This is a genomic window from Lujinxingia vulgaris (assembly GCF_007997005.1).
Lineage (GTDB): Bacteria > Myxococcota_A > Bradymonadia > Bradymonadales > Bradymonadaceae > Lujinxingia.
In genome coordinates this window covers 16,383-28,360 of sequence record NZ_VOSL01000132.1, presented here as the reverse complement: position 1 = coordinate 28,360, position 11,978 = coordinate 16,383, and the positions used below count along the sequence as shown (strand labels likewise).

Below are 11,978 nucleotides of genomic sequence, written 5' to 3'. Positions count from 1 at the left end.
TACTGCGAGGACGCGGCGACGATGCTGGCTTGGTCCTGGGGCGCTCGGCGACCGAGGAGCTCCGCCCCTGGGGCAAAATCCCGGAGGTTGAGGCTGCGCAAAGCGAACCCGTCTCGATGCTGCTGGTTTTTTAAGCGCCCTCCCGGCCCTGGCGCTTATAAACCTACCCGCCACGCTCGCGAACGCCTTTTTTCCACAAAAACCCGCCTGCAACGCTCGCGGACGCCTTTTTCCTACAAAAATCCCGCCTGCAACGCTCGCGAACGCCTTTTTTCCACAAAAATCCCGCCTGCAACGCTCGCGAACGCCTTTTTCCTACAAAAATCCCGCCTGCAACGCTCGCGAACGCCTTTTTCCTACAAAAATCCCGCCTGCAACGCTCGCGACCCCCTTTTTCCCACAAAAAACCCGCCTGCAACGCTCGCGAACGCCTTTTCTGCGCCCGGCCCCTCTTCCCACACTCCCGGCCTGGGCCCTCGGCCCTGTCACACGTCTTTGCCTTGTGACCGAAAGGCCGCCTCGCTACGATAACGGGCCTTTCGACGTAGATTCCCCCTGGAGGATGCTGTGCCCGCGATGTTCAAACTTCTGATTGTCCTGATCCTCTCATGCGGCCTGACCGCCTGTGCCGACGGCGACACCGTCGACCCGGCCGACACCGACCCGATCCGCCCCCAGCCGGACACCGGCCCTGATAAGGACGCCGACGACGACGTCGACCCTCAGGAAGACACCGACCCGGAAGAAGATACCAACCCCGACCCGCAGGAAGACACCGACCCGGATCCCGAGGAAGACACCGACCCCGATCCGGAAGAAGACACCGACACCGACACCGACCCCGATCCGAACTGCTGCACCATTGGCGAGTCCCTCTGCGACGGCGACGACGCCGAGATCGTCTGCACCGATGACGGCACCGGCTGTGGTCAGTGGAGCGAGCCGCAGGTCTGCGGCGGTGGCGCGGCGTGTGTCGACGACGCCTGCGGCGTCTGCGTCGACGACGATGAAGATGGCTACGGCGAGGGCTGCGCGCCTGGCCCGGACTGCGACGACAGCGACGACAGCATCTACCCCGGTGCCGACGAGCTCTGCGATGGCGTCGATAACAACTGCAATGACGCCACCGACGAGGGCTTCAACGTTGGCGAGGCCTGCAGCGTGGGCCTGGGCGCCTGCGAGGGGTTTGGGGAGTTGGAGTGCCGCTTCGACGGCGCCGGCACCTTCTGCGACGCGCTGCCTCAATCCTCCTCCGCGGAGGTCTGCGACGGCGAAGACAACGACTGCGACGGCGCCACCGACGAAGACGACGTCTGCGGCGGCACCGATCCCGACCCGGACCCCGATCCCACCGACTGCACCAACGACAGCTACGGCACCACCAACGCCAGCAGCCTTAACGGCGTGGAGTTCTTCTCGGGCGCCTTTGAAGAGATGACGCTCTGCCCGGGCGAAGGCTACGACTGGTTCTACCTGGGCAACCTCACCGTCGGCGATCGTGTCACAGTCGATCTGGCCTACAACCCCAGCACCTCCACGATCAACATGGCGCTCTGGGCGGGCACCCGCGTCATCGCCTACGGCCAGGGCTCCAACGGTCTGCGCGAGCTCGACCGCACCCTGACCTCCTCCGACATTCAGGACGCCGACGAGCGCATCACCATCCAGGTGTATTACAGCGGCTCATCCAGCCTGCCTGTCAGCGGCATCGACTACCTCATCGAGAACGTCTCGCCCTGACGCGTTCTTAGCTGTGCCCGCGCCGGGTGCTCGACGTCCCCCCCTGACTTAGAGCGCCTTGCGCGGCGGCATCATCAGGTTGGCCACCAGCAAACCGGCCACCAGGGAGGCGGCCACAAGCGTCATCAAAAACGCCGTCTCCATCCCCCCCACCACGTCGTGCTCCAGCAGACGCGACACGCTGCGAAAGCCCACACTCCCGGGCACCAGCAGCAAGATCCCGGGCACCATCACGATCGACGCCGGTCGCTCAAAAAAGCGTGCAAACGCATTGCTGCCCACACCCACGACCAGCGCCGCGATAAAGACGCCGACCTCCGGCCCCAGCCACAACGCCCCCTGACGGGTGCCGCCGTAGGCCAGCGCCGCCGCGCCTAAAATCCAACCTACATCGCTGAATCGCGCGCGCAGGAGCACCGTAAACGCCACCGACGCCACGATCAGCGCGACCGCCTCCACCCCGAAACTCATCCCCAGCGATGTCAGCTGCGGCGGCGCGCCAAAGAGCATCTCCGCCAGGCGCAACCCCACCGCTACACCAAACGCCATCTCCAGCAATATCATCAGCGCCAGGGTCAACCTCGCTGCACCCGCCGCCAGGTTGCGCGTGGCCAGCTCAGTGAGCGCCGTCGTCAGCGTCAACCCGGGCAAGAGCACGATCAGCCCGGCGACCATCGGGATGAACACCGACGCCCCATCAAACGCCACCGCCAGCGCCCCCGACACAAACGAGGCGATGAACGCGCTGAGGGCCACAAAGATCCGATTCACCGTGGCGAACTTCACCGCCACCAGCGACAAGAGCCCGATCCCCAGCCCGGCCACCGCCGAGATCCACATCTCGCGCAGCGCACCACCAAAGATAATGCCCGCCGCACCCGATGAGAGCACATAGCAGACCGTCATCAACCAGGGCGGATAGCGCTCCGGCGCCCGCTCCACCTCCTCGATCAGCGCCAGGCCCTTGGCCGTGCTCAGCTCGCCGGCGAGCACCCGGGTGACGATCTCGTCAACATCGGCCATCTGCCCCAGGTTGACCTCCCCGGGCTCCACGCGCACCAGAAAGCTGCGCTGATCGCCCAGTGGCCCAAACGCCGCCATGATCGAGGTCGGCGTCGAGAAGAAATGCGCCTCCAGTCCAAAGCGGCTCGCCATCCCCGAGAGCACCTCTTCTAAGCGGTGGGCCGGCGTGCCGTACTGGTGCAACGCGCGTCCGACACGCAGCACAAACTCCACCGCCTTATTGTCGATCTTCGGCTGCGCGCTCTCACTGGAGCGCCGCCGACGCGGCACACCGAGCACACGGCGGATCTTGCCTTCAGGCTGATTCGTGCTCATGAACTTGCTCCTCTGGCGCTCCTGACGCACCTTGATCGCAACAGCTTCCGGGGCATCTTCTGCGCCCCGCGTCCTTCACCTTCACTCAGCGGCCTCGCTGCCGCCGCCTTCGGCCCCGCTCCCTTACCCGAGTCGCCCCCATGGAACAACGCCTGCGTCAAACACTCGCTGATGTCTTCGATCCCCAGGTCGCCGAGCGCGCTCGCCTCGACAACCTGGGCGGCCACGCCTCGCTGCGCATCTACTGGCGCGTCCACCTTCCCGAAGACCTCCCCGAGGCCCGGGTCTACCCCCGCGGCGAGCTCACGCTGATGGCGATGGTGCTCCCCGAGGGCGTCGGTGTGATGGGGAGTGATGAGGGCGGATCCTCGGCCGACGCTGTGCCCACCGAGCTCCCTTTTGTCAACGTGCAGCGCTACCTGGCCAACATCGGCCTGCCGGTGCCCGCCATCGATCATATCGACATGGCCCGCGGCGTGCTGCTGCTCGAAGACCTCGGCGATGAGATGTTCGAGCACGCCGTACTCGCCGCAACTTCCCCGGCCGCCGTCGAGGCGCTCTACCGCCAGGCCATTGAACTTCTCGTCGATCTGCAGGTGCGCGTGGAGGCTGAGCGCAAAAGCCCCCGCTACCAGACGGTGGCCTTCGGGCGCGCCTTCGACGCGGAGCTTTTGCGCTGGGAGCTCGATCATTACCGCGAGTGGGGCCTCGACAACCATTACGGCCCCGAGGCCCTGGGCGAGCATCGCGACGAGCTCAACGCGATCTTCGACCGCCTCACCGCCGAGCTCACCGAGCTCCCCACCACGCTTGTGCTGCGCGACTACCAGTCGCGCAACATCATGCGCAAACAGGACACCTGGATCCTCATCGACTTCCAGGACGCGCTCATCGGCCCGGTGATCTACGACCTGGTGGCGCTCCTGCGCGACTCCTACATCGCGCTCAACGCCGAGCAGGTCGACCGCCTCCTCGACCACTACATTGAGGTTGGCCAACAACGCGGCCTTACCTGGTGCGAGGACGCCGCCTTGATGCGCCGCGCCTTCTACCTGCAGACCGTCCAGCGCAAACTCAAAGACGCTGGCCGCTTCATCTTTATCGACAAGGTCAAGCATAACCCGAGCTTCCTTGACTACTACGAGCCCTCTATCGGATACGTGCGCCAGGCGCTGCGCGCCCTTAACGGCTACCACGGCCTCGACGCGCTGCTCGCGGCGGTCGACCCGGCCTTCGGGGAGGCCTGAACAACGAGGCGCGCGCGATCTTCCCGCCGCCTCATCGTCACAGCCGGACCGGCGCCCCTCATTCCAGGCCGACCTCGACGAGGTTGGCCCGCCGCGCCCATCTCAGCCCTTTTTGTGTGTTCTCTTTTTCGATCCGACGAGCCCCACCATGAGCCAGATCTCCACCAAGCCCGCCAGCGGCATGCGCGACTTCCTCCCCCGGGAGGCCGCGCTCCGAAAACGTGTCTTCGCGCTGATCGAAGAGGTCTACCAGAGCTACGGCTTTCAGCCCCTGGAGACCCCGACGATGGAGAACCTCTCCACGCTCATGGGCAAGTACGGCGACGAGGGCGACCAGCTGCTCTTCAAGGTGATGAAGCGCGGCAACAAGCTGCAAAAAGCGCTCAAAAAAGACGCCCCCACCGAGGTGGACCTGGCCGATATGGGCCTGCGCTACGACCTGACCGTGCCGCTGGCGCGCATCGTGGCGCAGTACCAGAACGAGCTCCCCCGCTACTTCAAGCGCTTTCAGATCGCGCCGGTCTGGCGCGCTGACCGCCCCCAGCGCGGCCGCTTTCGCGAGTTCTACCAGTGTGATGTCGACGTAATCGGCTCCACGTCCATGACGGTGGAGGTCGAGGTCGCCTCGGCCATCTGCGAGGTGCTGGAGCGCCTGGAGTTCAAAAACTTCCGCATCCACCTCAACCACCGCCTGCTCCTCAACGCGATGATGGAGGCCGCGGGCGTGCCCGCCGATCTGCAGAACGACGCGCTGGTCGCCATCGACAAGCTCGACAAGATCGGCCTCGACGGCGTCAAAAAAGAGCTCGCCGAGCGCGGCATCAGCGAGGACGCAACCGCCACGCTGCTGCCCTTGCTCGGGCTGGCCGAGGAGGTCGAGGGCAATGAGGCGCTGCTCAGCGCGCTGGCCGAGCGGGTCGGTGAGCTGGAGAGCGGCAACAAAGCCCTCTCGGAGCTGGGCGATCTTTTGCGCTTTGCGGCCGCCACCCCGGCCGCACCCTACCTGAAGATCGACCCCTACCTCGCCCGCGGCCTCTCCTACTACACCGGCCCCATCTTCGAGATCCGCAGCGACGACTTCTCCGGGAGCCTGGGCGGCGGTGGCCGCTACGACGGGCTTATCGGCATGTTCACCCGCCAGAGCCTGCCGGCCTGCGGGTTCTCGCTGGGCCTGGAGCGCGTGCTCATGCTCCTGGCCGAGCGCGACGCCCTGGCCGAGCCCGCCCCCGACGTCGACGTGCTCGTCACCCTGTGGCGCGACGACTTCACCCCCAACAGCCTGCGCCTTGCCGGCGAGCTGCGGGCGGCGGGGCTGCGCGTCGATCTTTATCCGGATGCGGATAAGTACGGAAAACAGTTCAAATACGCCGACGAGCGCAACGTCCCCTTCGTGGCCATTCTGGCTGAAAACGAGCTTGAGCAGGGCGTCGTCTCCATCAAAGACATGAAGCGAGGTGACCAGACCGAGGTTTCCCGCGCCGACGTCGCCGACTGGATCAAAGCCCGCAAGGCCTGAGCTTTTCGTCCCCTCTTTGTCCGTCCGAGAGACGAACAAAGTTCAGTATCTATGCGGGTCATCCGTACATGTAACGATCTTTCAGGAGCCGGCCATGAGCGAGAAAAGCGACGCGAACATCGACGTTGAACCCGCCGATGAGAGCCCCTCTCCGGCCGCGCCCCTGAAGATCGACTACGCTCCGCACTGGGGGCTGGACTCGGGCGTCATTCACCTCAACCACGGCGCCTTTGGCGCCGTGCCTCGCCGGGTCATGCACCTGCGCGAGGAGCTTCAACGCCAGATTGAGGCCAACCCGGTGCGTTTTGTCAGCCGCGAGCTCCCCGGGCTGATGGCCCACGCCCGCGCGGAGCTTGCCAGCTTTGTGGGCGCCGACGCGCCGAACCTGGTCTTCGTGCCCAACACCACCACCGGGGTCAACGCCGTGCTGGGCTCGCTCGATCTTCAGCCGGGCGATGCGATCCTGGTCACACGCCAGGGCTACGGCCCCTGCACGCTTGCCGCGCGCACCATCGCGTCACAAAAGGGCGCGCGCGTCATCACCGCCGATCTGCCCTTCAACCCCACCTCGGCCGACGCCCTGCACGACGCGCTGATCGACGCCGTGACGCCGCAGACCCGCATCGCCCTCTTCGACCACGTCACAAGCCCCACCGCGCTGATCCTGCCGGCCGAGCGCATCACCAACAGCCTGCGCGAGCGCGGCGTGCTCAGCCTCATTGACGGCGCCCACGCCCCGGGCATGATCCCGCTCGACCTCAACGCGATCGGCGCCGACTTCTACGTGGGCAACTGCCATAAATGGCTCTGCAGCCCCCGCGGCGCAGCTTTTTTGCACGTCGCCCCCGAGCACCAGGCCACAACGCGCCCCCCCGTCTTCAGCCACGCCGCCGGCCTGCCCGACGACGACCCGCAACGCTTCCAGGCCGAGTTCAGCTGGATGGGCACCTACGATATGACCTCGTATTTGAGCGTGCCGGCGGCCATCGACTTTCTGCGCGCGCTTGTACCCGGCGGCTGGCCGGCGCTTATGGCCCATAACCACCGCATGGCCCTGCGCGGCCGCGACCTGGTCTGCGAGGCGCTGGGCATCGATGCGCCCGTTCCCGACGAACTTCTGGGCTCCATGGCGGCGCTCCCCCTCCCCGATCGCAGCGGCCCGCCCGTCGACTTCCCCCGGGAGGTCGACCCCCTGCAGCAGGCCCTCTTTGAGGAGGCCGGCATTGAGATCGCCGTGATGACCTGGCCCGCCCACCCCCACCGCCTGCTGCGCTTGAGCTGCCAGCTCTACACCACCGAAGACGAGCTGCAGACGTTGGCCAACACGCTCTCCGCGCTCATCTGAGCCTTTGTCAACCGGCCGCCCTGCCCTACACTTTTCGCCAGACCCGCACCGGACCGGCCCCCCACGGAGCAGATATGAGCGACAGCGGCGACACCCCCACCCCCGGACAGATCCTCTGGGATGTGCTCAAGATCATCATGCTGGTCATCGGCGGGCTGGTGCTCATCGCGCTTCTGATGCGCGCGTTTCGCTTCGTGCTCGCCATCGGCGTGCTCGCGTTTTTGAGCTGGGGCGTCTACCGCCTGCTCAAGCGCATCTTCGGCACCCGCGAGCTGCCCGCCCCCGAGGCGCAGCTGCGCCTGGGCAGCGAGACCGACATCGACTCCCTCGAAGAAAAGTTTCGCGAGCTGGAGCTGGAAGAGGCCCGCGTCGACGCCGAGATCGAGCGCGTCTCCCGCGACAACTGATGCCAGGGCAATCGCAAAGTGGGTCCCCACCACCCGCCACCGTAGGGGGACCCCTTGTGGGTCCCCGCCCTGGGAGTTCCGGAGGGGCACAAGACCCCTCCCTATGGATTGGGTGGGTTCTCCATAAAAAAACCTTGTTGGACTTTGCGATTGCCCTGGAACTGATGCCGCACGACCTCCCCGTAAATCCTTGATTTGTTTAAACTTTTCATTCAGCGCAACGCTCAGACCAAATCTGAGCGTTCACTCCGAAGTGCCTTCTGCACCCGCTTCAGGCGCGTCCGCAGCCTCGGCCTCGACGAGATCACCGCCTTTCTGCACCCCGGCACCATCATCCACCGACGCCGCTTCGCCTGACGCTTTCACGAGCCAAGCTTCCTGACGCTCCACGATCTCGCCGACCTGCGTCTCCACATCGGAGCTTCCCACGGGCATGCCCCGCTCCACCGGCTCGCCATCGGCCAGGTAGTTTTCAAAATAAAGGGGCAGACTCTCGGCGATCGGCACCTCCGGGCTGTTCTGCAGGTGCACATGAAGGTGCGGGGTGTAGGTCCGCCCGGAGTTGCCGCAGGCCGCAACCTCCTGACCCGCCTCCACCGTGTCGCCGCCGGAGACCTTGAGCGAGCCGCGCTGCAGATGCGCCATAAAGAGGTATTCGCCATCGGCCACACGCAGCACCAGGTGGTTACCCAGCACGCTCACCGGATCAAACTCCCCGGGCACCTGATCGATCTCCGAGCCCACCGCCCGCACCACCTCACCGGCCGCCGGCGCGTACACCGGCGCCCCGAAGCAATGATGCTGCTCGAGTTTTGAGCCATCACCCTCAAAGCGGCTGCCCTCGACGAGCGGCGCAAAATCATAACCCCAGCGCATCATCGCGGTGGTCGCGTGATAATTCGTCTCCCGCTCCTCGCCACCGGCCAGCGTGACCCAGCGCCCGTTGAAGGGGAGCTCAAAACGCACCTCACTGGCATAATCAACGGTCGAGACCGGCGCCGACATCACCGGGCGGTTCCCCAGCATCCCCACCACCAGCAGCGCCCCAAACCCGATGGTGCGCGTGCGGCGGATCACTGGCGGCTGAAAGAGCGTGCGCAACAACCCCCAGAAGGCCATCGGCAGCGTGAGCATCCCGAGCATCGGGATGATCGTGGCGTGCGCGATCACGCTGGGCTTGCCCAACTTTAAGAGCGCCACCGCGTAGGTCACCACCATCAGCGCGGCCAGCGCGATCGCGATCTTCGCCCACATCTCAAAACGATCGTCCTCGGGGTTCATCTTTTTAAAAATGCCCCGAGGTTTCGGTCCCTGATCCTCGTGTTCGGTCTCGTGCTGCATAGCCTGTTTCCGGGGTGACGCGGTGGTGTTAGGGGTGACGTCGTCGGCGCCTGAATCGAAGGTCGCGCCGGCTGCCAAACAAGCACCGGCGCGACGGGGCGTCAAGCCAAAGCCAACCCCTTCTCGAACAAGGGCGTTGCCGGCTACCGCGCTCAGGTGAGGCGCAGGCCCCCACCTGGTTGTGCCTGCGCCCGGCTGCTGTTATCGTTGCGCCGTCTGTCTTAAGAGCTCCGGATGTCGCCCTTTTGCGCTGCCATCGCGCTGGCCACTCGACCGACCGCCCTCTTCAAAGTACCGCGCTAGCAAGCGAGCCACATCGCATGCCTATCTGCCCAAAATGCCGTGAGAAAAATCCGGCCCTCGGCGCCAAATGCCCCCGCGACGGCTTCTATTACGTCTATGAGAGCGCGCTGGAAGACGCCGAGACCGATCCGCGCATCGGCACACTCGCCGCCGAAAAGTACGTGATCTTAGGGCTCATCAGCGAAGGCGGCATGGGCGCGGTCTACCGCGCGCTGCAACTTCCGGTGGAGCGTGAGGTGGCCCTCAAGGTGCTGCGCACCGAGTTGCAAGACTCCAACAAAGGCCGCGAGCGCTTCATTCAGGAAGCCCGCGCCATCAGCCGCCTCTCCCACCCCAACATCATCACGCTGCACGACTTCGGGTTTGAGCGCGAGACCCACCCCTACATGGTCATGGAGTTTGCCCCGGGCGTGGAGCTGACGCGCTGGATGTGGGGCCGCAACATGACGGCCGAGCGCCTGCTGCACGTCGGCCGCCAGATCCTCTCGGCCCTGGCCGAGGCCCACCGCCGCGACATCGTGCACCGCGACCTCAAGCCCGAAAACGTCATCATCACCACCACCGGGCACGACGGCGACCTCCCCAAGCTCCTCGACTTCGGCATCGCCCGCCTCATCAACGAGGGCTCCACCCGCGGGCTCACCCGCGAGGGCGAGGTCTTTGGCACGCCGCATTATATGAGCCCGGAGCAGGCTCAGGGGAAACGCGAGATCGGCCCGCAGGCCGACGTCTACGCCATGGGCGTGATGTTTTACGAGCTTTTTACTGGCGAGCCGCCTTTTGATGCTGAAGCGCCCCTCTCGGTGCTCTTTATGCACATCAACGATCCGATGCCCACGCTCATCCCCCGCGCGGGCATCAAGGCCCCTGACTGGCTCGACGGCTTCATCGCCCAGGCCACCAAAAAAGATCCCGCAAATCGGTATCAAGACGCCGGCGAGATGTTGACGGCGCTCGACAGGTTGATGTCGGGAGAGGCACCTGAAGCCAGAAACGCAGCCCCCGAGCCGACCACTGAGGAGCGCGCCACAGCCAGCGCGCCCACCGACCCGCTCATCGCCGCGCCGGCGGATCACGCGGCCGCCGACACCGATCCCGATCCCCAGGGCTCGTCGCCGCAGGCGGGCCCGGCCATCGACGACCCCATGGTCGCCGCGTTCGAAAACACGCCTACCGACCCGGATGCTCCGCCGGCCGCACACGCCAGCGCAAACACGGTCTTTCTCGGCGACGATCTTCAAAAAGAGGGCGCGCAGCCTCAGCGTCGCGGCCTTTACGCCGCGCTGGCGATCCTCATTCTGCTGCTCCTCGTAGGTGGCGTCTTCATGATGAGCCGCCCCGCCGCCACCCCCACCACCGACACCCCCGTCGCACTCGCCGAACCCTCCTCATCGTCACCGGAGGCTGAGAGCGCGCCGGTCGAAGCTCCCGAAGCGCCGGTGGAAGAGGCCCCCGAAGCGCCGGTGGCCCCTGTCGAAGTCGCGGGCCCCGAAGGCGCCCCCGAAGCCCCGGTCGAGGTTGACACGCAGGAGGCCGCGCCGGTCGAAGAACCTCCGACCGAGGCGGCTCGCGCCACACCCGAGCCCGAAGACGCGCCCGCCGAGGCGCCCACCCGAACCCGCGAGACGACCGCCGAGCGCGAGGCCGAAGCGCCCGCCGAGGCCCGGGAGGACGACGAGGGCCCCACCAAGTTTAAGAGCCCCGACAGCGTCCCCCGCAAGTTTGGACGGCCGCCCACCGCCACCAACTGACACATCGCGCTGCGAAGACCACTTCCCTTTTTTCTTAAGAGTCGGCGATGGATCGGTTATGAATCGCCTCTCTTGATTTGGCCGCTTTCCCCGATGGACCTCTGACCCCGTGGTAACGATGCCTGTGTTGAAGACTCCTGCACGCTCCGCTCTCTCCGGCCGCCGCCTGCTGGCGCTTTTGATCTCCGCGAGCCTCCTGGCAACCCCGACGATGGCCTTCGCCCAGGACGACGCCCGCGCCCGCGCCACGCAGTTCTACGAGCAGGCCAGCGAGGCCTACAGCCAGGGCCATTTCGCCCGCGCCATCGACCTGTTGGAGCGCGCCTTCGCCCACGATCAGAACCTGGTCTACAAGTACAACCAGATTTTGGCCTACCAGGGCCTTGGCGAGTACGAAGAAGCCCTGCGCATCCTCGACATCTACGCCGAGCCCATGGAGAGCGACGGGCGTTTTGACGACATCATGGAGATCCGCGCCCAGCTCGAAGAGGCCATCGCCGAAAAGGATGCGGCGGTCGTCGAAGCCCCCAAAGGTGGCGAAACAACTGAAGAAACGCCGGTCGAAGCGCCGGCGATTGAGGCGCCCCCGGAGGTCGAAGACGCTCAGCCCAACGTCCTGGCCTGGTCGCTCATCGGCGCCGGCGGGGTGGCGCTGGCCGGTGGCGCGCTCTTTGGCAGCGGGGTGTTGATCGGGGATACGATCGAGCGCATCGAAAACTCGACCACCCCTGAAGGGCTTCAAAACACCTACACGGGGGATCGCACTCGAGACGATGATCTCGATCAGTTAAGCACCCACCGCACGCTCACCGTGGCGTTTCTCGCCGGCGGAGTGGTGTTAGGTGCAGCCGGGACCACCCTGCTTGTTCTGGACCAGCGCACCGATCGCGATGATAGCGCCACGTTGAGCATCTCCCCGGCCGCCGGCCCGGGATTTGCGGGAGCCAGTCTCCGTGGTCAATTCTAAGCAGTATTTGAGGGAGGGAATCC

The 11,978-nt window shown here is 65.7% G+C and carries 9 protein-coding genes; 7 read left to right on the top strand and 2 right to left on the bottom strand.

Annotation, left to right across the window (positions count from 1 at the left end):
- Positions 1–576: 576 nt before the first annotated feature.
- Positions 577–1,740, top strand: coding sequence for a putative metal-binding motif-containing protein (locus FRC96_RS17965; protein WP_230470410.1), 1,164 nt, complete (start codon positions 577–579; stop codon positions 1,738–1,740).
- Between the two features lie 48 nt (positions 1,741–1,788).
- Here the strand turns inward: FRC96_RS17965 and FRC96_RS17960 are convergent, their stop codons facing one another.
- On the bottom strand, positions 1,789–3,078 hold the full coding sequence (locus tag FRC96_RS17960) for a threonine/serine ThrE exporter family protein (protein WP_146976516.1): 1,290 nt from the start codon (positions 3,076–3,078) through the stop codon (positions 1,789–1,791).
- Positions 3,079–3,218: 140 nt separating this feature from the next.
- Here FRC96_RS17960 and FRC96_RS17955 point away from each other — a divergent pair, with 140 nt between their 5' ends.
- From FRC96_RS17955 to FRC96_RS17940, 4 genes are all read left to right on the top strand, one after another.
- Positions 3,219–4,325, top strand: a complete 1,107-nt coding sequence (locus FRC96_RS17955; protein ID WP_146976514.1) for an aminoglycoside phosphotransferase family protein — start codon at positions 3,219–3,221, stop codon at positions 4,323–4,325.
- A gap of 148 nt (positions 4,326–4,473) precedes the next feature.
- Positions 4,474–5,841 (top strand): histidine--tRNA ligase, encoded by a 1,368-nt coding sequence (gene hisS, locus FRC96_RS17950; RefSeq protein ID WP_146976512.1) that lies wholly within the window; start codon positions 4,474–4,476, stop codon positions 5,839–5,841.
- A 94-nt stretch (positions 5,842–5,935) separates the two neighbouring features.
- Positions 5,936–7,186, top strand: coding sequence for an aminotransferase class V-fold PLP-dependent enzyme (locus FRC96_RS17945; protein WP_146976510.1), 1,251 nt, complete (start codon positions 5,936–5,938; stop codon positions 7,184–7,186).
- Between the two features lie 74 nt (positions 7,187–7,260).
- Complete coding sequence (locus FRC96_RS17940; protein WP_146976508.1) at positions 7,261–7,593, top strand: hypothetical protein; 333 nt, start codon at positions 7,261–7,263, stop codon at positions 7,591–7,593.
- Positions 7,594–7,836: 243 nt separating this feature from the next.
- Here FRC96_RS17940 and FRC96_RS17935 read toward each other — a convergent pair whose 3' ends face one another.
- Positions 7,837–8,934, bottom strand: coding sequence for a M23 family metallopeptidase (locus tag FRC96_RS17935; RefSeq protein ID WP_146976506.1), 1,098 nt, complete (start codon positions 8,932–8,934; stop codon positions 7,837–7,839).
- 320 nt (positions 8,935–9,254) lie between these two features.
- Here FRC96_RS17935 and FRC96_RS17930 point away from each other — a divergent pair, with 320 nt between their 5' ends.
- Together FRC96_RS17930 and FRC96_RS17925 are read left to right on the top strand one after the other, a co-directional pair.
- Complete coding sequence (locus FRC96_RS17930) at positions 9,255–10,988, top strand: serine/threonine protein kinase (RefSeq protein ID WP_146976505.1); 1,734 nt, start codon at positions 9,255–9,257, stop codon at positions 10,986–10,988.
- A gap of 127 nt (positions 10,989–11,115) precedes the next feature.
- Positions 11,116–11,955 carry a tetratricopeptide repeat protein gene (locus FRC96_RS17925; protein WP_146976503.1) on the top strand — a complete coding sequence of 280 codons (840 nt, stop codon included), beginning with the start codon at positions 11,116–11,118 and terminating at the stop codon, positions 11,953–11,955.
- The last annotated feature ends 23 nt before the right edge of the window (positions 11,956–11,978 follow it).

Bases quoted from the DNA above. Each gene is read 5' to 3' on its own strand.
- FRC96_RS17965 (WP_230470410.1), top strand. From the start codon at position 577: ATGTTCAAACTTCTGATTGTCCTGATCCTCTCATGCGGCCTGACCGCC.
- FRC96_RS17960 (WP_146976516.1), bottom strand. From the start codon at position 3,078: ATGAGCACGAATCAGCCTGAAGGCAAGATCCGCCGTGTGCTCGGTGTG.
- FRC96_RS17955 (WP_146976514.1), top strand. From the start codon at position 3,219: ATGGAACAACGCCTGCGTCAAACACTCGCTGATGTCTTCGATCCCCAG.
- hisS (WP_146976512.1), top strand. From the start codon at position 4,474: ATGAGCCAGATCTCCACCAAGCCCGCCAGCGGCATGCGCGACTTCCTC.
- FRC96_RS17945 (WP_146976510.1), top strand. From the start codon at position 5,936: ATGAGCGAGAAAAGCGACGCGAACATCGACGTTGAACCCGCCGATGAG.
- FRC96_RS17940 (WP_146976508.1), top strand. From the start codon at position 7,261: ATGAGCGACAGCGGCGACACCCCCACCCCCGGACAGATCCTCTGGGAT.
- FRC96_RS17935 (WP_146976506.1), bottom strand. From the start codon at position 8,934: ATGCAGCACGAGACCGAACACGAGGATCAGGGACCGAAACCTCGGGGC.
- FRC96_RS17930 (WP_146976505.1), top strand. From the start codon at position 9,255: ATGCCTATCTGCCCAAAATGCCGTGAGAAAAATCCGGCCCTCGGCGCC.